A 20,493-nucleotide genomic window follows, 5' to 3' on the forward strand; every position below is an offset into this window, starting at 1 on the left:
TACATAGTAACGAGTTTCACACGGTTCAGGGCCACCCGGGGGTGGGTGCTCCGTGTGGACGTCCAGGAAATTCCCCGGAGGGAGCCCGTGATCCGGGGTGCGGCCGCGGGATTCGTGTGGCGCCCGGGCACCCACCGTATGCTCGTGCCCACACGCGGTGGATCCCCGCGTGACCCCTCAACTTCCCGAGGACCGTTGATGACCCTGGCCCTGAACCTCCTGGACGCCGTGCTGATCGTCGTCCTGCTGGCGTACCTGGTGGCCGGGTTCCGCCGAGGCTTCTTCCGCTCGTTCGCGGCCCTGGTGGGCCTGCTGCTGGGCGCTGTGCTGGCCTTCTGGGCAAGTCCCGTGGTGGCCGCGTACGTGGACACCCAGTGGCAGATCCCCACCGTGCTGCTCACGGTCCTGGCGCTGCTGGCCCTCGGCGAGTACCTGGGCACCGTGCTGGGCAGGGCCCTGTCCGAGCTGCTGGAGAAGTCCGGGGTGGGTCTGCTGGACCGGCTCGGCGGTGCGGTGCTCAACGTGGTGGTGGCCGGCCTGGTGATGTCCCTGCTGGGCTCCCTGGTGGGGCAGATGGGTCTGCCGGGGCTCTCCCAGCAAGTGGCGTCCTCCCAGGTGCTGCGCGGGATCGAGCGCATGACCCCGGATCCGGTGCGCCACGCCATGACCCAGACCCGCAACGCGATCAGCGGTGCGCAGGGCATCCGGCAGCTGGACGAGCTGCTGTTCCCCACGCAGGCCGCCCCCGATCCGAAGGACACCCCGGACTCGCAGACCGTCGCGGACGCCGGGCAGTCCGTGGTGCAGGTCTACGGCACGGCCGCCAAGTGCGCCCAGAACCAGACGGGCTCCGGCTTCGTGGTCCAGCCCGGCACCGTGGTCACCAACGCTCACGTGGTGGCGGGCGTGGACCAGCCCGTGGTCGAGACCCGGGACGGCCGCGCCTACCCCGCCCGTACCGTGCAGTACGACGCCGCCTCGGACCTCGCCGTGCTGCGCGTCCCGGACCTGCCCGAGGCCCCGCTGAGCATGGACGAGACCGTGAGCCAGGGCGAGGCCGTGTCCTTCGCGGGCTACCCCCTGGGCGGGCCCTACACCCTGCGGGCGGCCACCGTGCAGGGCCAGGCCGTGGCCCCCGTGCAGAACGTCACCACGGGGGAGACACAGACCCGCAGCATCATCCAGATCGCGGGCAAGGTGGAGCAGGGCAACTCGGGCGGGCCGCTGCTCGACGCGGACGGCCACGTGGTGGGCGTGGTCTTCGCCAAGGCCGTGCAGGACCAGGTGGGCTACGCCATTCCCGTGGACCGGGTCCGCGAGGTGCTCACCGCGGCAGGGGACTCCACGGAGTCCGTGGCCACGGGCGAGTGCGTGGTGCCCTGATCCCTGGCGCGACGCTCCTGCCCGGGCCGCTCCTGCCCGAGCCGTGGCTGAGTGGGCCGTGCGTAACGGGGGCGTGGGTGTCCGGTGCAGTTGCGGGACGGCCCGTCCGGGCAGCGGCGCGTCGGTGCCGCTGCGGCTGCGCCGCCTTGAGGTGCGGTGCGCTCAGCCCAGGCCGAGGTTCCGGGCCACCACGTCCACGGCCAGTTCGTAGCCCAGCACCCCGGCCCCGGCGATCACCGCGGTGGCCCGCGGCGAGACGAAGGACGTGTGGCGGAACGCCTCCCGGCGGTGCACGTTGGAGATGTGCACCTCCACGACCGGCATCTCGCACATCTCCAGCGCGTCGTGGATGGCCACGGAGTAGTGGGTCAGGGCGGCGGGGTTGATCACGATCCCGCACGCCTCGGTGCGCGCGCGCTGGATCCAGTCCACGAGCTGGCCCTCCCAGTTGGACTGCTCGAACACGACCTCCAGCCCGTAGCTCTGCGCCCTGGCGCGCACGTCGGCCTCGACGTCCGCCAGGGTGGTGTGCCCGTAGATCTCGGGCTTGCGCGTGCCCAGCGTGTTCAGGTTCGGGCCGTTGAGGACGTGGATCGGCAGCTCGCTCATGCCCCCATTCAAGCGCATCGGTCCCGCCCACTGTGCCGCGGACGCACGACGCCGCGGTGGCCCTCCCGGGTCTCCCGGGCAGATCGCGCGGGTCGTTCCTCCGGCGGGCGCCGCCCGGGCCGTTGCTCTGCTGGGTGCCGCCCGGGCGTCTGACGGTCCCCGTCGCGGGGCACTCGCCACGGACGACGCCGCCGCGGTGCCTCCCGTGGGGAAGGCGCCGCGGCGGCGTCGTGAACGGAGCGTGCAGGTGGGCTACTTGGTGCCGAGCGAGTCCACGATCTGCTGCATGACCGTCTGGTCCGCGAGCGTGGAGACGTCCCCCACGGGGCGGTCCTCGGCGACGTCCTTGAGCAGGCGGCGCATGATCTTGCCGGAGCGCGTCTTGGGCAGCTCGGGGACGATCAGCACCTTCTTGGGCTTGGCGATCGGGGAGATCTCCCGGCCCACGTGCGCGCGGATCTCCTCGGCGAGCTCGGCGGCGTCCCGGTTCTCGGCGGTGGCCTGGTCCGAGAGGATCACGAACGCGAAGACCGCCTGGCCCGTGGTCTCGTCCGCGGCGCCCACCACGGCGGCCTCCGCCACGGAGGGGTGGGAGACCAGCGCGGACTCGATCTCGGGGGTGGACAGGCGGTGGCCGGAGACGTTCATGACGTCGTCCACGCGGCCCAGGATCCACACGTCCCCGTCCGCGTCCCGCTTGGCGCCGTCACCGGCGAAGTACTTGTCCCCGAACTGGCCCCAGTAGGTGTTCACGAAGCGCTCGTCGTCACCCCAGATGGTGCGCAGCATGGACGGCCACGGCTTGCGGACCACCAGGAAGCCGTCCGTCTCGTTGGGGAGGGAGGTGCCGGCGTCGTCGACCACGTCCACGGCGATGCCCGGCAGCGGCACCTGTGCGGAGCCCGGCTTGGTGGCCGTGACGCCGGGCAGCGGGGAGATCATCATGGCGCCGGTCTCGGTCTGCCACCACGTGTCCACGATGGGGCAGCGGTCCTGGCCGATGACCCTGCGGAACCAGGTCCATGCCTCGGGGTTGATGGCCTCGCCCACGGTGCCCAGCAGGCGCAGGGAGCTGAGGTCCCACTCGGCGGGGATCTCCTCGCCCCACTTCATCATGGTGCGGATGGCGGTGGGGGACGTGTAGAGGATGCTCACGCCGTACTTCTGCACGATCTCCCAGAACCGGCCGCGGTGCGGGGAGTCCGGGGTGCCCTCGTAGATCACCTGGGTGGCGCCGTTCACGAGCGGCGCGTAGGTGATGTAGGTGTGGCCCGTGACCCACCCGACGTCCGCGGTGCACCAGTAGACGTCCGTCTCCGGCTTGAGGTCGAACACGTTCTTGTGGGTGAACGCCGCCTGGGTCAGGTAGCCGCCGGTGGTGTGCAGGATGCCCTTGGGCTTGCCGGTGGTGCCGGAGGTGTAGAGGATGAACAGCGGGTCCTCGGCGTTCTGCTCCGAGGGCGTGTGCTCGGTGGAGGCGTTCTCGGTGATCTCGTGCCACCACACGTCGCGGCCGTCCTGGAACGCGACGTCCTCGCCGTTGCGCTTGACCACCACCACGTGCTGCACGGTGTCCCCGCCCTTCTCCAGGGCGGCGTCCACGGCGGGCTTCAGCGTGGTGGGCTTGCCGCGGCGGTAGGAGCCGTCCGCGGTGACCACGAGCTTGGCCTCGCCGTCCTCGATGCGCGAGCGCAGGGCGTCCGCGGAGAAGCCGCCGAAGACCACCGAATGGATCGCACCGATGCGCGCGCACGCGAGCATGGTGATCACGGCCTCCGGGATCATGGGCAGGTACACGGCCACGCGGTCGCCCTTGCCCACGCCGAGCGCCTCGAAGGCGTTCGCCGCCTTGGAGACCTCGTCCTTGAGCTGCGCGTACGTGTAGGACGCGCTGTCCCCGGGCTCGCCCTCGAAGTACAGGGCCACGCGGTCCCCGTTGCCGGCCTCCACGTGGCGGTCCACGGCGTTGTACGCGGCGTTGAGGGTGCCGTCCTGGAACCACTTGACGAACGGCGGGTTGGACCAGTCCAGCACCTCGGTGAACGGGGTGGACCACGTGAGCAGGTCACGGGCCTGGTTCGCCCAGAACTCCTCGCCCTGCTCCTCGGCCTGCGTGTACAGCTCCGCGGTGGCGTTGGCCTGGGCGGCGAACTCCTCGCTCGGGGCGAAGGTCTTCGGCTGGGCTGCGGGATCCGGGGTCATGGTGCTCCTTCACTGGGGCCGGTACGCGCCGCTTGCGCGGACGCGTGGTGCAGTTCACATTCTCCCGCTCAGCCTAGTGGAACCTCGCGGGCGCCCTCCATCGTGTGCGGGCGCATGTCGGCCCGGTTCTGCGGCGCCAGGGCGGGTTTGACCCCCGTGACGGGGCGCACCATGATCGAGGGCATGGAGACCCCCGCCGCAGCCGAGCACGTGCGCTTCGTCCCGGCGCGGCAGGCGGAGCAGGCGGCCGCGCGGCGTCGTCGTGCCGGGAGTGAGACTGCCTTGTCCAGGACGCGGCGCGCGCGGCGCATCCAGCGGATCCTCGCGCAGACGTACCCCTACGCCGTGGCGGAGCTGGACTTCGACGACGCCTGGCAGCTGCTCGTGGCCACGGTCCTGTCCGCGCAGACCACCGACATCCGCGTCAACGCGGTCACCCCGGGGCTGTTCGCGGCGTACCCCGGCCCGCGCGAGCTGGCCGAGGCGCCCGCCGAGGACGTCCAGGAAATGGTGCGCTCCCTCGGCTTCTACCGTTCCAAGGCGCGCTCGATCCAGGCCCTGGCCGCGCGCGTCGTGGACGAGTACGACGGCGCCGTGCCCGGCACGCTCGCGCAGCTCGTGACCCTGCCCGGCGTGGGGCGCAAGACCGCGAACGTGGTGCTCGGCAACGCGTTCGGGGTGCCCGGGATCACCGTGGACACCCACTTCGGGCGGCTCGCGCGCAGGCTGGGGTGGACCGTCCAGGACGATCCGGTGAAGGTCGAGGCGGACGTGGCGGCGCTGTTCCCGCCCGCGCTGTGGACCGAGCTGTCCCACGAGCTGATCTACCACGGACGGCGGATCTGCCACTCCCGCCGGCCCGCGTGCGGGGTGTGCCCGGTGGCAGACCTGTGCCCCTCCTACGGCGAGGGCCCCACGGACCCGGAGGCGGCGCGCCAGCTGCTCGGCTACGAACTGAAACCCGGCCGCGAGGACCTGCTGGCCGGGTTCATGGCGGGACGCACCCGGCGGCAGCTGCGCGCCGAGGGACACACGCTCAGCGCGTGAAAGGACGGACGATGACCACTTCTTCAGCGATGCCCGCGGGCCCGCGCGAGCAGCTCGTGGAGCTCGCGCGCCACGGCGACTCCGTGGTCATGCACGACCGCGAGCCGTGGCGGATCGGGCAGCTGAACGAGAACTTCCGGCACTCGGCGGTGCTCATCCTTTTCGGCGCGCTGGACAGCGTGCCCTCCGCCTACGCCGAGCACGCGGAGGGCCCCGGGCGGGACCTGGACGTGCTGCTGGTGCAGCGTGCCTCCACCCTGCGGGCGCATCCCGGTCAGGTGGCCTTCCCTGGCGGGCGCCTCGACCCACCCGACGGCGAACCCGGAACCACCCTGGAGACCCCCGGTGGAACCGTGAGCGCCCCGCACGTGCGCGCGGCGCTGCGCGAGGCCCACGAGGAGACCGGTGTGGACCCGGACGGCGTGGAGGTGCTCGGAGCACTGCACGAGGTGCCGCTGCCCGTGAGCAACCATCTGGTGACCCCCGTGATCGGGTGGTGGCGCAGCCAGTCACCCGTGGACGTGGTGGACCATGCCGAGTCCTCCCTGGTGTTCCGTGTGCCCGTGCTGGATCTCATCAATCCCGCCCACCGCTACTACGCGACCGTGACCCGGGGGAACCAGACCTACAAGTCCCCGGCGTTCGACGTCTCCGTGGCCGGGGCCCCCGAGACCGTGACCGTGTGGGGCTTCACCGGCGTGGTGCTGGACCGCGTGCTCGAGTGGCTCGGGTGGTCCGTGGAGTGGGACCGCTCGGTGAAGCGGCCGGCGCCGGGGATGGGGCCGAAGACGTAGAGCCAGGCCGGGCGGCGTGAGCTTGTCGCATGTGGTGGCCCGGTCGCGGAGGCCGCATCCGGGTGGCCTCTCCGTCGGGTGGGTGAGGCAGCGCCTCTACTTCGCGTCCGCGTAGGACGTCACCACGGTCGTGGCCACCGGGACCTCCACCGGTACCGTGCCGAACACCGTGTGCACCGCCTGCCCCGCGGCGTGCTCCACGATCTGCTGCACCCGGTCCGCGTGCTGCTCGGCGCAGTGCACCATGACCTCGTCGTGGAGGAAGAACACGAGCTCCGCGTCCACGTCCGCGCTGTGCAGGCCCTGACGGATGTGGCCGAGCCACGCGAGCGCCCACTCCGCCGCCGAGCCCTGGACCACGAAGTTGCGGGAGAACCGGCCGTGGCTGCGGGACGCCTGCGCGGCGCGGCGCTCGCCGGCCTGCGTGTCCGTGGCGCGCTGCACCTCGAACCACTCCGGGCCCGGCGCGGGGGACCAGCGGCCCAGGTAGGTGCACACCTGGTGGCCGAGCTCGCCCACGCGCGCCGCGTGCTCCACGTAGCCCACGGCCCGCGGGAACATGCGGGTCAGCTGTGGCATGAACCGGCCGCCCGCCCCGGACGTCGCGCCGTACATGGCCCCCAGCAGCGCGAGCTTCGCGTGGGAGCGCTCCGTGAGCTCGGAACCGCGGGCCTGGCCCTGCTCCGCGATGGCGGTGTAGAGGTCGCGGCCGCGCGAGGCCTCGGCCAGGGCGTCGTCGCGAGCGAGGATGGCGAGCACGCGCGGCTCCAGCTGGGCGGCGTCCGCGACGACGAGCGCGTGACCGGGGTCCGCGCGCACCGCGTCCCGGATGTACTTGGGGATCTGCAGGGCACCCCCGCCGCGCGCCGCCCACCGGCCGGTGACGACGCCGCCCACCACGTACTCGGGGTGGAAGCGGCCCTCGTGGACCCAGGTGTCCAGCCAGTGCCACCCGGTGGCGGAGAAGACGCGGGAGAGCTTCTTGTACTCGAGCACCGGCGTCACCGTGGCCACGCGCTGCTCCTGCGGCTGACCGTTGACGAGCGTCCACTCCTGGAGCTTGAACGCGCGGGTGGTGTCCACGTCCACCCCGGCGTTGCGCAGGGCCTTGAGCAGCTCCACGGGCGAGTCCGGGTTCAGGGCGGGCGCGGCCAGTGCGGTGCGGACCTCCTGTGCGAGCTCCTGCATCCGGGCGGGGCGCTCCTCACCTGCCGGACGCGGGCCGAGCATGTCCTCCAGGATCTGCTGGTGCACCGCAGGGTTCCACGGGATGCCCCGGTGGCGCATGTCCGCGGCCACGAGCGCCCCCTGGGACTCGAGGCTCAGCAGCCGTTCGAGACGCTGCGGGTTCCGGGCCGTGGCGCACGCGCTGGTCTGGGCCGCAAGTTCGGCGATCAGCTCCGCGACGCCCGGTCCGTGCTCCTCCGCCACGGCGAACAGCGAGCCCTGGTTGCTCGCGGGGGACGGCGATCGGGGTCCGGGGACGTGCCGCGGGTCCGCCGGTTCGAGCACGGGACGGTAGGCGAGGGGACGGGGTTCCCCGGCGTCGTCGGGCGCGCCCGATCCCGGGGCGGTGGAGGCCGTGGCCAGGATCATGGCGCACAGTCCCAGGTCCCGGCACCGCGTGACCCACACCCCCGCGGCGCACAGCAGCGCGGCGGGCACGGAGGTGTCCTGCCAGGTCCACACCGGGGGCTGGACGCCCGCGCGGGCGGCCGCCTCCTCCCGCTGGGCGACGACGCCGGGCAGTTCCGCGTCCGCCACCGTGAGCTCCTGCCCCGCGCGCTCGCCGTTGGCGGAGACCACCTGCAGGACCCAGGTCCCGGGCTCGGCGGCGGCCACCACGATGTGCATGGGGTTCATTATGGGCCGGGGTTCCGACAGTGGCGGCCCGCGGCACTGAGCGGCCGCCCGGCCGGAGCTCTGCGGGGGACCGGGTGTGCTGCGTGTTCGGCGGCGGACCGATGGCCGAACAGACCAACGCGCCAAGGTTCGCCCGCCGGACTCACCCGGCGGCGAGCACCTCCCGGGCGTGGGCGTACTTGCGCGCCAGGCGGGCGCGGGTGTCCTCGTCCAGCAGGGCCATGCGGGCGGGGTCCGTGTTGTCGTCCAGGTCCGCCTGCTTGACGGCGCGCGCCAGGGGGTGGGCGGCCACCCGCCGGTAGTAGTCTTCGCCGTCCTCACCCGGCCGCCGGGTCATGGCGTCCACTCCAGCGACGGTGTCCTCGGTGAAGTTCTTGCGGAGGTCGTCGAGGGTCACCCCGGTGTCCTCCACGACGTCGTGCAGCCACGCCACCACCTGTGCGGCGTCCTGCTGGTCCGCAGTCGCGTAGTGGCGCACCCGCTGCGCGACGCGGCGTGGGTGGTCGATGTAGTCCGCGCCGCTCTTGTCCGTCTGGCCCCGGTGCGCCCGGGTGGCGATGTCCCTGGCGCGGTCCGTGAGAGTGCTCATGGCTCCTCCTGCATGCCGGGCGGGAGCGGTGCGTGCTGCGCCGTGGCCGGGGAACCGCCCACGTGTTCTTTCTGCCAGCACGACCTGTCCCGCTGATGCTTCCAGGTCTACCGGATGGCCAGGACACGCATCAGCGACCGCGGCCGCTCCCGAACCCGGGACGCGCAGGCCGGGGAGCGGGCGGCGTCGTGCTCCGCGGGGTCGGTGGGAGACTGGGCGGCATGATGAGCGAGGCGAACGTGGAGCAGGACGTGCCGTGGGCCATGCAGCTGGTCGTGCACCGGGACAGAGCCGATCCGGCACGCGAGGTGGACGTGGCGGAGGCGGCCGCGAGCGCCGTCGTCACCCTGCTGGCCGACGAGCGCAGCGCCCCCGGCGGGCCTTGGCACGAGGCCGTGCGAACCTGGCGCGACGTCCAGATCCGCAAGCTCGTGCGCCGCGCGGACGGCAAGCGCTGGGAGGACGTCCAGTCCCTGCCCGGCGTCACGGTGGTGCGCGCTGGCTCGGACGACGACGCCGCGGCCGCCGTGCGCGCGTTCGTCCCGGCCCCGGTGCGCCCCCTTCCGAGAGAACTGCACAAGCTGCAGGTGTCCGGAACGCAGTTCCCGGCGGGCGGCGTGTCACGGGCCCAGGACGCCGTGGTGACCGTGGAGGTGGCTCCGGGGCTGGGGATCTCCAGCGGCAAGCTCGCGGCGCAGTGCGGGCACGCCGCGCAGCTTGCGTGGGAGCAGATGCCCGCCGACGTGCGGGACCGCTGGCGGGCGGACGACTACCGCGTGCGGGTGGTGTTCCCCTCGGAGCGGGAGTGGACCGGGGCGCGGCGGCCGGTGACGGTCACGGATTCCGGGCTGACTGAGCTGGACGGACCCACGGACACCACGCGGGCGTGGTGGTGAGCAGAGTCCCCCTCACCCTGTGAGACGGGCGCCCCTCTAGGGGGTGTGTGGCAGCCCGGCGGTGTGCAACGGGGCCTGTGGCTGGAGGGATTCCTGGTGCAGGGCGCGCAGGAACTCGCGGAGAATCCGTTCGCTTCGACCCCAGTCCGAGACCACGAACGGGACCACCGGGCGGCACGTGGCCTCCACCTCGGAGCCCTCGTCGGAGGACGGGCGGATGGCGAAGCGCAGGCGCTCGCCCCACGTCCGGAACGAGGGCCCCGTTGTTGCCGTGCCGCCGTGAGCCGCGAGTGTCCGCAGCCCCAGCTCTTCATTGCGCTGGCATACCCGTTCCACCAGTCCCGGCACGTCCTCGGCGGGGACATCCAGATGGGCCCGGCCCTGGCAGCGGGCACCGTGGACCGTGAGTTCCCACCCCTCGTCCCGGCGGACGCCGGGGCGCCAGGCCACCAGGCTGAAGATGGCCGCAGACACGCCCGCCACCACGGCCCCAGCCACGACGATCGGGGCGAACTCGCCGCTCGCCCAGCGGAAGAGGAGCACCACGAGCCCCACGTAGACGAACCAGAGGGCGAGGGCGCCGACGACTGACGTACGGGAGACCGGCTTGATATCCATCAATCCATGGTGGCGGTGTGAGTCCGTTACCACAATGGCCCTCCGGCCAGAGTTCCCGGCGCGCGGCGGGGTCACTGCACAGCCCGTTCCGCCCTGACCGGCCGTCGGCGGCGCTCCACAATCCCGAGGTGGCCCGGACCATTGCCACGGCGCGACCGCCACCGTGGGGCCATGACCACCGCACACATGACCGCCCCGGGCGCTCCCGCTGTCGACAGCCCGCGCCGAGCTCGTCGCGCCGCTCACCCGGCTCCGGAGGCCGCCGGCCCGCCTCGGGGAGCCGCCGGATCGACGTCGGTGGGCCGGTTCACCGGGGACGAGCGAGTGGGCCACGGACCCGCCTCATGGGATGGGCCCATCGCACCCCGCCAGTGGGGACGCACCCGGCCGGCCCCTGCCCCGTCACGGCAGGACCGCGGGCGCGGCGTCCGCCTGCTCACCAGCTGCCCGGATCTCGCGGAGGCCGTGGAGGCGGTGTGCATTGGAGCCGCAGTGCCGCTCACGGTCGAGGGCGCGCAGACGGGAGCGCGAGCGGCGTCGTCGTCGGACGTGGTGCTCGTGGACGCCTGCTGGGAGGGCGAGGCCGTGCCACCGGGAGCGGTGGTCGTGGCGCTCGCCGAGCACGGCGACGCGTGGGACGTCGCCGCACGGCGTGGGGCATCCGCCGTGGTGGTCCTGCCGCAGGCCGCCGCGTGGCTGGCTGAGCTGATCTCCCGCTCCGTGGACGCGGAGGTGCCGCGGGCGCTCGGGCGCGTGTACGGCGTCGTCGGGGCCACCGGAGGGGTCGGCGCGTCCACCGTGGCGAGCTGGCTCGCGGGGCACTTCGCCGGGCAGGGCAGCGAGACCGCCCTGGTGGACGGGGACCCGCTGGGTGCGGGACTGGACCTCGTGCTCGGTGAGGAGGGCGCGGACGGGCTGCGCTGGCCGGAGCTGAACCAGTTCTCCGGCGCCGTGGCCGCGGACCAGCTGTGGGCCGCCATGCCGCGTGTGGAGGCGCTGCGCTACCTCTCGTGGGACCGTCGCGCCACGCACGCGGAGACCGTTCCCGCGGCCACGGTCGTCGCGGCGCTGCGCGGGGCGGCGGCCGTGCAGGTCGTGGACCTCTCCCGCGCGGACCTCGAACGCCAGGCCCGGTGGTGCGACGCCGTGCTGGTGCTGACCCCGCGCACGGTGCGCGGCGTGCTCGCGGCCGAGCTCGCCCTCGCCCGCTGCGCCCCGGTGCCCGCCGCCACCGCGCTCACGGGCGTCAACGTGGCGGATCTCGAACCGCGCGTCCTCGCCGACGCCACCGGGGTGCCGTGCGCGGCCACGATCGCGTTCGACGCGCGCGTGCCCCAGCACCTGGACGACGGCACCGTGCTGCGGCGCGGCCGGACCGCCAAGCACGCCAAGACGGTGGCGGCGCTCGCCCGGGCCCTGGAGGGACTCTCGTGAACGGGCCCGCCCACCGCACCCCCGCGGGCCGCGCCACGCTCGACGCCGCCGCGGAGGCCACCGCGCTCGACGACGCCTTCGTGGACCAGGTGCGCGAACGTCTGCTGTCCGAGGGCGGTGCCCTCACGGACACCCGGATCGCCACCGCCGTGCGGGAGACCGGGCGGGTGCTCGGCGCCGTGGGCTCGGTGCGCGCGGCCCAGCACGTCAAGGCGCAGCTGACCGGCCTGGGTCCGCTCGAACCCCTGCTGCCCGCCTCTGGGCTGAGCGATCTCTACGTCAACGGCCACGAGAACGTGTTCGTGGAGACCCTGGACGGGATCCAGCGCGTGGCCTCACCGTTCACGGGCGAGGCACAGCTGCGAGCGCTCGCGGTGCGGCTGGTGACGGCCGCGGGACGGCGGCTGGACGACGGCCACCCCTGCGTGGACGTGCAGACCGCCACGGGACTGCGCGTGCACGCCGTGATCCCGCCCGTGTCCACCGGAGGAACGCTGCTGTCCATCCGGTTCCGGGCGCCGCAGCGGCTGTCCCTGACGGACCTCGTGGCCTCCGGCACGGCCCACCCCTTCACGGCGGACGTGCTCACCGATGCCATGGCGGCCCGTGTCAACCTGATGATCAGCGGGGCCACCGGGTCCGGGAAGACCACGGTGCTCTCCGCGCTGCTGTCCCAGTGCCCAGCGGAGCAGCGGATCGTGCTGGTGGAGGACGCTGCGGAGCTGAACCCCGAGCACCCGCACGTGGTGGGCCTGCAGTCCCGCCAGGAGAACGTGGAGGGCGCCGGGTCCGTGGATCTCGCGGACCTCGTGCGCCAGGCCCTGCGGATGCGCCCGGACTGGCTCGTGGTGGGGGAGTGCCGAGGTGCGGAGGTCCGCGAGCTGCTGACCGCGCTGAACACGGGCCACTCCGGGGCGGGAACCGTGCACGCGAACTCGGCCCGGGCGGTGCCCGCCAGGCTGGCCGCGCTCGGCTCACTGGCCGGGCTCGGCCGCGAGGCCGTGGACCTGCAGGCGGCCAGCGCCCTGGACCTCGTGGCCCACGTGGACCGCGCACCCGCCGGGCGCCGCCTGAGCGAGCTGTGCGTCCTGGCCCGGGAGGACGGCGTGCTGCGCACGCTGCCCGCGCTGAGCACCACGGACGGCCACCCGGTCCAGGGACCCGGGTGGCCCCGGCTGGCCCAGCTTCTCGCGCGCGGACGGGAGCCGTCATGACTGCCGCCGTGCTCGCGGGCGCGCTGGTGCTCGCCGCCCTGCTGATCGGCTCCGGGGCCGCAGCGCCCGCCGGGCGTCTGCACTCGCTGGGGGCCCTGCACCCGCAGCGTTCGGGCGAGACGCCACGCCCGCGGCTCGTCGGACGGTGGCGGCGCCGGGACCGCGCCACCGAGGCCATGCGCTGGGTCACCGCGGTGCGTCGTCTGGCGGCCCTGCTGCATGCCGGGCGGGCCCCCGCCACGGTGTTCGCCGAGATCACCCCCGGCACCGCTGATCCCACCGCCCGGTGGATCACCCGTGTGTGCCAGGAGGTGCACGCCGCGGCCCTCGTGGGCATTCCGGTCTCGACGACGCTCGGTCAGTTCGCCCACCGGCCCGCCGCCGTGGGGGACCGCGTGCTCGGCGCCACGGCCCGTTCGGTGTGCGCCCAGCTCGCGGCGTGCTGGGAGATCTCGGAGCGCTCCGGCTCCTCACTGGCCCGGACCCTCTCCGGGGTTGCGGAGTCCCTCGAGTCGCAGCTGGACGCCCAGGCCGCCCGCGAGAGCGCCCTGGCCGGGCCGCGCGTCACCGTCCGCACCCTGTCCTGGTTGCCCGTCCTCGCCCTGGGGCTCGGCGTGCTGATGGGCACGGACCCCGTGAGCACCCTGCTCACCACCGTGTGGGGCCGGATCGCGCTCGCCGCCGGGGCCGGACTGAGCATTGCGGGCCGGCTGTGGACGCGCAGCCTCATGCACCGCGCCGAGGGGGTGAACGGGTCGTGATCGCCACCGTCCTCGCGGGCCTGCTCGCCGCCGGTGCCCTGCTGCTGTGGATGTCACCGGGCGCGTTCGGTGTCCGTTCACGCGGGCCGGGCCCACGACGCCGCGCGGCCGGCGGTTCCGCCCTGCGCCGTGCTCGTCCTGGGCCGGGGGAGCACTCGTTCCCCGCTCTGCCGGCCGCCGCTCTCGTCGAGCTCACGGCGTGCCAGCTGGATGCCGGGCTGCCCCTCGCCGAAGCGGTGGGGGTGCTGGCGGACAGCAGCGCGGGGCGCCCCTATCCGGCGCTCTCGCGGGCGGCCGCCGCACTGCGTCTCGGCCTCTCGTGGGACGCCGCGTGGCCGGATCAGACGGCGTTGCCGCACGAGATCCACGACTATCGGGACGCCCTGGAGTTCACGGCCACCTCCGCCACGGCGTCCGCGTCCGTGCTGCGGGGTCAGGCGGAACTCGTGCGCCGCGCCGAGTACCGCCGCGCGGAACGGGCCGCGGAGGCCCTTGCGGTGAAGCTCGTGCTTCCCCTCGGCCTGTGCTTCCTGCCGGCGTTCATGTGCTGGGGCGTGGTGCCCGTGCTCATGGGCCTGCTGCCCAGGGCGTTCGGCTCATGAGCCCGCCGTGCGTCCACCGTGCGCCTCCGGCGCGAGGCCCGCCCGCGTGCCGTGCCGCGGTCGATCCACCGCTCGCGGCGTCCACAGCCGTTCCATCCCGCTCCATGCACTCGACCGATCCACCCACCGAAGGAGACCCACCATGTCCATGCTCACCTGCCTTCCCCCCACCCCGACCTCCGGCCACGACGACGCCGCCCACCTCGCTGACGTGCCGCCCCCGGCCGTGCCCGTCACCGAGCCGACCGACACGACGGACACCGAGGTCCCCGTCGAGACCACGGACCCCTCGACCGACCCCGTTGCGGATGCGGGGGCCGTCGCGAACCCGGGCTCGACCGCCGAGGTGCTCCCGGACCAGGACGATCCCGATCTCGGGGCGTCCACCGCGGAGTACGCGGTGATCGTCCTGGCCGCCGCCGCGTTCGGCGGGGTCATGGCCGCGGTGCTGTCCTCGGACTCCGTGTCCGGGATGCTGCTCGGGATCATCCAGAAGGCCCTGGCCATCTGAGATGCCACCGAGGCCACGGAGTGCGGGGTGCTCGCCGCAACGAGCGGGCGCCCCGCGCTCCGGTGGGTCGGTGCAGCGGAGACCGGGCTGCCGAGTCACCCACCACCTGTCAGGAGGAACCATGATCGACCGCACCAGAGCTCGTCCAGACCACACCGACCCGGACCGGGGTGCGGTGACCGTGGAGACCGCCGTCATCATGCCCGCGCTGGTGCTGCTGCTCGCGGTCCTGCTCGCCGCGGCCGCCGCCGGGATGACCGCCGTCCGCTACGAGGAGGCGGCCCGGGCGTCCGCCCGTGCTGCCGCGCGGGGCGAGAACACTGCGGTGGTGGAGCGCACCGCTCAGGAGATCGCGGGGGAGTCCGCGAGCGTCGTCGTCGGGGCCGCTGCCGGCCGCGTGACGGTGGCCGTGAGCGGACCCGCCCCCGGAATCCTGGGGCAGTGGAGCGGCTGGCGGCTCGACGCGGACGCCAGTGCCGCGGTGGAGAGCATCGCGGTCGCGCCGTCGGATGACGGGCCGGGCGGAGCCGGGGAGCGCGGGCAGGAGGGCGGCGAGAACGGAGCCGGTGGGAACGGGCCCGCCACGGACAGGGACGGAGCCGGTCATGGAGGACCGTGACGAGGGCTCCGGAACCGTGCACGGGCTCACCCTCGCGGCGGTGCTGTGCACGCTGCTGATCGCGCTGCTCCTCGTGGCGCAGGCCGGCATTGCCACGCACCGCGCCGCCAAGGCCGCAGACCTCGCCGCACTCGCGGCAGCGGACGTCGCGCGGGGGCTGAGTCCCGGGGTGCCGTGCGACGTTGCCGGGGCGGTGGCCCGGGAGAACGGCGCGGACGCCGTCGAGTGCGCGGTGGTGGCTCCGGAGAACACCTCGGTGGACGTCACCGCGAGCATCGACCTGCCGCCGCCGCTGAGCCCGCTCGGACCGGCGCGCGGCGTGTCCCGCGCCGGACCGCCACCGGGGGAGCCGTGATGGTCACGACCCGGGGAAGCCCCCCGGTATCTCCGGGGCCGGGGGCAACCGGACGGAACCGGAGGGCGTCGTCCGAGGACGGCCACCGTCGGCTGACGCCCGCGCTGGCCCGCGTTCACCCGCTAGGAGATCGCTCAGGGCGCGAAGCGCAGCACCCCGTTGAGCAGCTTCAGCGCCCCGGCCTTGTCCAGCGGGTTGTTGCGGTTGCCGCACTTGGGGGACTGCACGCAGGACGGGCAGCCGGACTCGCACTCGCACTGGGCGATCGCGTCCCGGGTGGCGGTGACCCACGTGCGGAACATGTCGTAGCCGCGTTCGGCGAAGCCCGCGCCACCGGGGTGGCCGTCGTGCACGAAGATCGTGGGCAGCTCGGTGTCCACGTGCAGCGCGGTGGACAGCCCGCCCACGTCCCACCGGTCGCACGAGGCCAGCAGGGGCAGCAGCCCGATCATGGCGTGCTCCGCGGCGTGCAGGGCGCCGGGGATGTCCGGCTCCTCGATGCCCATGGCGGCCAGTTGGGGCCCGGACACCGTGAACCACGTGGCCACCGTGGACAGCTGCCGCGGTGGCAGCTCCAGGGGTTCCTCGCCGGCCACCTCGTTGGAGGCCACGAGCTTGCGCTGGTAGCTGACCACCTGTGTGGTCACGTCCACGGAGCCGCGGTGGATGCTCACCGGACCCCACTGCACCGAGTCGGCCACGTCCTGCACCCGCACTTCGGTGACGTCCCGCGCGACCGTGTAGAAGTCCGGGAACGCCCGCCGCACGGCCGCCACGTGCAGCTCCTCGTCCAGCTCGTCCACCAGGTAGGTCCTGCCCTGGTGCACGTACACCGCCCCGGGGTGTGCCTGGTAGTGGGACTGCGGCGCGCCCATCGTGCCCAGCACGGTACCGGTGTCCGAGTCGATGATCTGCACCGGGCCGCCGTCCCCGGAACGGATCGAGACCATGCCCGCCGGCTGCTCGGAACGGGTCCAGAACCAGCCGGACGGGCGACGTCGCAGGTGGCCAGCCGCGGTGAGGGAGTCCACCACGTCCCGGGCCGTGGGGCCGAAGCGTTCCAGCTCCTCGGGGCGCAGGGGCAGCTCGGCGGCCGCCGCGCACAGGTGGGGTGCCAGTACGTAGGGGTTGGACGCCTCGAACACCGTGGCCTCCACGGGGACGTCGAAGATCGCCTCCGGATGGTTCACCAGGTACCCGTCCAGGGGATCGTCCCCGGCGATCAGCGCAGCGAGCGCCTGCTGCCCGGCCCGTCCGGCCCGGCCGATCTGCTGCAGGAACGAGGCCCGGGTGCCGGGCCACCCGGCCACGAGCACGGCGTCCAGGCCCGCGATGTCGATCCCCAGCTCCAGTGCGGAGGTGCTGGCCACCCCGAGCAGCCGACCGTCCCGCAGCTGCTGCTCCAGTTCTCGCCGCTCCTCCGGGAGGAAGCCGGAGCGGTACGCGGCCACCCGGTGGCCGAGCGAGGGGTCAACCTCTTCCAGTTGCCGGTGGGCGGCCTGCGCGATCGTCTCCGCGCCGCGCCGGGAGCGGATGAACGCGATGGTCCGCACCTGGCGCAGCACCAGGTCGGTGAGCATGTCCGAGGCCTCGGCGGTGACAGTGCGGCGTCGTGGGGCGCCGTTGTCCGAGCCGCCGGGGGACTGCTCGGGCTCCCACAGCACCACCGTGCGCGAGCCGTGGGGCGAGGTGTCCTCCGTGACCGCCGTGACGTCCTCTGGCGTGCAGCCGATGAGCTTGGCGAAGGACTCCTGCGGGGAGGCACTCGTCGCGGACGCCCCGATGAACCGCGGGGACGCCCCGTAGTGCGCGGCGATCCGCGCGAGCCGGCGCAGCACCACCGCCACGTGGGAGCCGAAGACCCCGCGGTAGGAGTGGGCCTCGTCGATGATCACGTACCGCAGCCGCCGGAAGAACCGGGACCACCCGGCGTGGTTCGGCAGGACCCCGTGGTGGAGCATGTCAGGGTTGCACAGGATCACGTCCGCGTGCTCGCGGATCCAGCGGCGCTCGCCGGGATCGGTGTCGCCGTCGTACGTGGCGGCCCGGACGTCGTCGAAACCCAGGGAGCGCAGGGAGCTGAGCTGGTCCGCCGCGAGCGCTTTGGTGGGGGACAGGTAGAGGGCGGTGGCCTCGTCCGGGTGGTGGAGCATCCCAGGACGCTCGGCCACGGCCAGGCGGCCGCGGTGCACGGCGTCCACCACGAGCGACTGGTAGACGAGCGACTTTCCCGAGGCCGTGCCGGTGGCCACGATCGCGTGCCGCGGGGCGTTCAGCGCGGCCACCTGGTGGGCATAGGGCTCGTGGATGCCCAGCCGTTCGTAGGCGGCCACCACGTCCGGGTGCAGCCAGTCCGGCCACGGTGCGTGGACCGGGGCGCGCTCGGGAATCTCCCGGACGTGACGCACCTGCTCGGGGCGCGGTCCGCGGCCGAGCAGGTCCACCATCTGCTGGGAGGTCGTCATCCCGTCATTGTCGCCCACCCGGTGAGGGAGCACGAACGAGCTGCCCGGCTCCCGGGGACGGGCGGCGGCCCGCCCCGCCGCCGCCTGATACCCCAGCCGCCTCACACCCCGGCCGTACCGCGCGCTGGCCACCGCACCCCAGCCACGCTGCACCCCGGCCACGCGAGGAATCGGCGGCATCGCCCGCCCCGGCCCTGCTGGTCTCCCACCCGCCCCCGCCCAGCCCGGGGTGCCGACGACGCGTCCGAGCCCTCTCACCCGCCGCGCCCGCCTGCGTGGAATCATGGGGGCATGAGCAACGACGCGCATTCCCACCCCATGAACATCGCCGGCGAGCACGAGGACGCCCCCCAGGGCTCGCCCATCACGGAGCTGAGCGAGGAGCAGAGCTGGGAGCTGCTCCGGCAGGCCCGGTTCGCCCGGCTGGCCACCCGCGACGGGGACGAGATCGACATCACGCCCCTGAATATCGTGACCGACGGCGAGAAGCTCTACTTCCGCTCCGCCAAGGGCACCAAGGTGCTGCACCTGCAGCTGAACCCGAACGTGGCGCTGGAGATCGACCGCACGTCCGGTTCCGAGGCGCACTCCGTGGTGGTGCGCGGCACCGCGGCCATGATCACGGACTCCGCGGAGATCAAGCGCGTGGAGGGCCTGGGGCTGCGGCCGTGGCTGAACACGGAGAAGATCGAGTTCGTGGAGATCACCCCCACGCGCATCACCGGCCGCGCGTTCCGGCTGGGTCACTGAGCGTGGCCGCGGCTGTCTCCGGCCCCGCCCCGTTCAGCACCGTCCCGGACGCACCCCGCTCCGACGACGCCGCCCTGCTCGCCTCCCTGCACGCGGACCTCACAGCGGCGGGCTTCACGGTGGACAGTGTCACGGACCTGGTGGGCCCGGAGGCCATGTCCGCGTGGTCACGTGACCAGGCTGTACCCGCCCGGCGCGCCCTCCGTGACCGCGGCGCACAGGATCCGGCGCTGAGCACCCTGACGGCGTTCTTCCTCCTGGGCGACCCCGTTCAGTCCTCCGCGCTCGACGCCGCCCTGCCCACCGTGGGCGCCTTCGGGCTGGTGCGTCTCGGGCTGGTGGAGGGGACCCCCGAGCCCACGAGCACCTGCCCGGGCGCCGGCGCAGGCACCGACCCGCTGCTGAGCGCCGCCATGGACCTGCGCCCCTACGCCACGGACTCCTCGGCCGAGCTGTACGTCGCGAGCGACCTGGGGGCCTTCCAGCGCCCGGGCGTGCTGCGCCACGACCACGTGCTGGGCATCGGGGGAGCCTCCACCACCCTGGTGCAGTCCACCCCGCGCCGCCCGGTGGCCACGGCCCTGGACCTCGGCACGGGCTGCGGCATCCAGACCTTCCACCTGCTGGCCCACGCGGAGCACGTCACCGCCACGGACATCTCCGAGCGCGCCCTGGCCACCACGCGGTTCAACCTGCTGCTCAACGCCCCGGCCCTGGGCCTGGACCCGGAGCATCTGGAGGACCGGGTGAGCCTGGAGCTCGGCAGCATGCTGGAGCCGGTGGCCGGGCGGTCCTTCGACATGGTTGTCTCCAACCCGCCGTTCGTGATCACCCCGCGCACCCCGCGGGAGTCGGACACCGAACGCTTCACCTACCGGGACGGCGGCCTGCCCGGGGACCGGATCGTACGTGAGCTGCTGAGCACGCTGCCCTCCGTGCTGGCCCCCGGCGGCACCGCGCACCTGCTCGCCAACTGGGAGATCCCCCACGATCCGCAGGACACCCCCGAGACCACGTGGTCCCGCGGTCCGGCGTCGTGGCTCCCGGAGGGCACCGGGGCATGGCTCATCCAGCGCGAGCTGCAGGACCCGTGCGAGTACGCCGAGACCTGGCTCCAGGACGCCTCCCAGCAGCGCGATCCCGAGGGCTTCGACCGCGCCTACGCCGCCTATCTGGACGACTTCGCTTCCCGGGACGTGGCCGCGATCGGCTTCGGCATGGTGTGGCTGCAGCGCCCCGAGGACATACAGCGCACGGCGAGCGGGACCGCGGAACCCGGCCGTGCGGCGTCGTGGTCCCTGCCGCGGATCTTCGAGACCGTCCCGCACCCTATCCAGCAGCCGATCGCGCCCGCACTGGCGGCCGAGTGGGAGCGGACCGTGCGGCTGGGCCGGGAAGCGGCGGATGCCGAGAGCGGAGCGCCCGGGCAGCCCGCGTGGCTGGATCGTCGTTTCACCGTGGCGCCGGACGTCACCGAGGAGCGCCACGGCACCCCCGGCGCGGAAGACCCGTCCCTGATCCTGCTGCGGCAGGGCGCCGGGCTGCGGCGGACCGTGATCCTGTCGAGCGAGGCCGCAGGCTTCGCGGGGGTGTGCGACGGCGAGCTGAGTGCCCAGCAGATCCTCACGGCGCTGGGCGTGCTGCTGGGGTGGGAGCAGGGCCCGTCCGCGCAGCTGGTGTCCGAGATCGAGGGGCTCATCGCCCACGGCTTCCTGCTGGAGGTGTCAGACTGAGCCCGTGGACGGGTGCCCGGTGCTGATCCGCACCACGGCCGCCCACCG

The 20,493-nt window shown here is 73.6% G+C and carries 19 protein-coding genes; 13 read left to right on the forward strand and 6 right to left on the reverse strand.

Annotation, left to right across the window (positions count from 1 at the left end; translation table 11 throughout):
* Window positions 1-198 precede the first annotated feature (198 nt).
* Window positions 199-1,383 (forward strand): MarP family serine protease, encoded by a 1,185-nt coding sequence (locus DNL27_RS02920; RefSeq protein WP_112234658.1) that lies wholly within the window; start codon window positions 199-201, stop codon window positions 1,381-1,383.
* A gap of 162 nt (window positions 1,384-1,545) precedes the next feature.
* Here DNL27_RS02920 and aroQ read toward each other — a convergent pair whose 3' ends face one another.
* Window positions 1,546-1,992 carry a type II 3-dehydroquinate dehydratase gene (aroQ, locus tag DNL27_RS02925; protein ID WP_229577867.1) on the reverse strand — a complete coding sequence of 149 codons (447 nt, stop codon included), beginning with the start codon at window positions 1,990-1,992 and terminating at the stop codon, window positions 1,546-1,548.
* Between the two features lie 252 nt (window positions 1,993-2,244).
* Window positions 2,245-4,194, reverse strand: coding sequence for an acetate--CoA ligase (gene acs, locus DNL27_RS02930; protein WP_112234660.1), 1,950 nt, complete (start codon window positions 4,192-4,194; stop codon window positions 2,245-2,247).
* 183 nt (window positions 4,195-4,377) lie between these two features.
* Between acs and nth the strand changes: the two genes are divergently transcribed.
* Both nth and DNL27_RS02940 read left to right on the forward strand, forming a co-directional pair.
* The gene (gene nth / locus DNL27_RS02935; RefSeq protein ID WP_204360342.1) at window positions 4,378-5,241 is read left to right on the forward strand and encodes an endonuclease III; all 864 of its coding nucleotides are present in this window, start codon (window positions 4,378-4,380) and stop codon (window positions 5,239-5,241) included.
* Window positions 5,242-5,252: 11 nt separating this feature from the next.
* A complete protein-coding gene (locus DNL27_RS02940) occupies window positions 5,253-6,035 on the forward strand; it encodes a CoA pyrophosphatase (protein WP_012397532.1) in 783 nt (260 codons plus the stop codon).
* Between the two features lie 96 nt (window positions 6,036-6,131).
* On the opposite strand, the gene DNL27_RS02945 is transcribed toward DNL27_RS02940, so the two are convergent.
* Together DNL27_RS02945 and DNL27_RS02950 are read right to left on the reverse strand one after the other, a co-directional pair.
* Window positions 6,132-7,889, reverse strand: a complete 1,758-nt coding sequence (locus DNL27_RS02945; RefSeq protein WP_239494429.1) for a bifunctional 3'-5' exonuclease/DNA polymerase — start codon at window positions 7,887-7,889, stop codon at window positions 6,132-6,134.
* 151 nt (window positions 7,890-8,040) lie between these two features.
* Window positions 8,041-8,487, reverse strand: a complete 447-nt coding sequence (locus DNL27_RS02950; RefSeq protein ID WP_112234662.1) for an HD domain-containing protein — start codon at window positions 8,485-8,487, stop codon at window positions 8,041-8,043.
* A 221-nt stretch (window positions 8,488-8,708) separates the two neighbouring features.
* On the opposite strand from DNL27_RS02950, the gene DNL27_RS02955 reads away from it, so the two are divergent.
* A complete protein-coding gene (locus DNL27_RS02955) occupies window positions 8,709-9,383 on the forward strand; it encodes a peptidyl-tRNA hydrolase (protein ID WP_112234663.1) in 675 nt (224 codons plus the stop codon).
* A 36-nt stretch (window positions 9,384-9,419) separates the two neighbouring features.
* On the opposite strand, the gene DNL27_RS02960 is transcribed toward DNL27_RS02955, so the two are convergent.
* Window positions 9,420-10,001: a hypothetical protein gene (locus tag DNL27_RS02960; RefSeq protein ID WP_239494430.1), complete on the reverse strand. Its 582-nt coding sequence runs from the start codon at window positions 9,999-10,001 to the stop codon at window positions 9,420-9,422.
* A 492-nt stretch (window positions 10,002-10,493) separates the two neighbouring features.
* Here DNL27_RS02960 and ssd point away from each other — a divergent pair, with 492 nt between their 5' ends.
* From ssd to DNL27_RS02995, 7 genes are all read left to right on the forward strand, one after another.
* Window positions 10,494-11,435: a septum site-determining protein Ssd gene (gene ssd, locus DNL27_RS02965; protein ID WP_239494431.1), complete on the forward strand. Its 942-nt coding sequence runs from the start codon at window positions 10,494-10,496 to the stop codon at window positions 11,433-11,435.
* The gene (locus DNL27_RS02970) at window positions 11,432-12,649 is read left to right on the forward strand and encodes a TadA family conjugal transfer-associated ATPase (protein ID WP_112234664.1); all 1,218 of its coding nucleotides are present in this window, start codon (window positions 11,432-11,434) and stop codon (window positions 12,647-12,649) included. The genes ssd and DNL27_RS02970 overlap by 4 nt, the downstream gene beginning before the upstream one ends.
* Entirely contained in the window at window positions 12,646-13,410 is a 765-nt protein-coding gene (locus tag DNL27_RS02975; protein WP_112234665.1) for a type II secretion system F family protein, read from the forward strand. The genes DNL27_RS02970 and DNL27_RS02975 overlap by 4 nt, the downstream gene beginning before the upstream one ends.
* Window positions 13,407-14,012 carry a type II secretion system F family protein gene (locus DNL27_RS02980; RefSeq protein WP_112234666.1) on the forward strand — a complete coding sequence of 202 codons (606 nt, stop codon included), beginning with the start codon at window positions 13,407-13,409 and terminating at the stop codon, window positions 14,010-14,012. Before DNL27_RS02975 ends, DNL27_RS02980 begins: the two co-directional genes overlap by 4 nt.
* Before the next feature lie 142 nt (window positions 14,013-14,154).
* Window positions 14,155-14,523 carry a DUF4244 domain-containing protein gene (locus DNL27_RS02985; RefSeq protein WP_112234667.1) on the forward strand — a complete coding sequence of 123 codons (369 nt, stop codon included), beginning with the start codon at window positions 14,155-14,157 and terminating at the stop codon, window positions 14,521-14,523.
* Between the two features lie 121 nt (window positions 14,524-14,644).
* Complete coding sequence (locus DNL27_RS02990) at window positions 14,645-15,142, forward strand: TadE family type IV pilus minor pilin (RefSeq protein WP_112234668.1); 498 nt, start codon at window positions 14,645-14,647, stop codon at window positions 15,140-15,142.
* Window positions 15,129-15,497 carry an Rv3654c family TadE-like protein gene (locus DNL27_RS02995; protein WP_012397543.1) on the forward strand — a complete coding sequence of 123 codons (369 nt, stop codon included), beginning with the start codon at window positions 15,129-15,131 and terminating at the stop codon, window positions 15,495-15,497. The genes DNL27_RS02990 and DNL27_RS02995 overlap by 14 nt, the downstream gene beginning before the upstream one ends.
* 134 nt (window positions 15,498-15,631) lie before the next feature.
* Here the strand turns inward: DNL27_RS02995 and DNL27_RS03000 are convergent, their stop codons facing one another.
* Complete coding sequence (locus DNL27_RS03000) at window positions 15,632-17,962, reverse strand: DEAD/DEAH box helicase (protein ID WP_058955930.1); 2,331 nt, start codon at window positions 17,960-17,962, stop codon at window positions 15,632-15,634.
* 291 nt (window positions 17,963-18,253) lie between these two features.
* Between DNL27_RS03000 and DNL27_RS03005 the strand changes: the two genes are divergently transcribed.
* Entirely contained in the window at window positions 18,254-18,712 is a 459-nt protein-coding gene (locus DNL27_RS03005) for a pyridoxamine 5'-phosphate oxidase family protein (protein WP_041297283.1), read from the forward strand.
* A 2-nt stretch (window positions 18,713-18,714) separates the two neighbouring features.
* Window positions 18,715-20,445, forward strand: a complete 1,731-nt coding sequence (locus DNL27_RS03010) for a methyltransferase (protein WP_112234669.1) — start codon at window positions 18,715-18,717, stop codon at window positions 20,443-20,445.
* Window positions 20,446-20,493: the final 48 nt, after the last annotated feature.

It is taken from the genome of Kocuria sp. BT304 (assembly GCF_003290245.1).
In the GTDB taxonomy this organism is placed as follows: Bacteria; Actinomycetota; Actinomycetes; order Actinomycetales; family Micrococcaceae; genus Kocuria; species Kocuria rhizophila_A.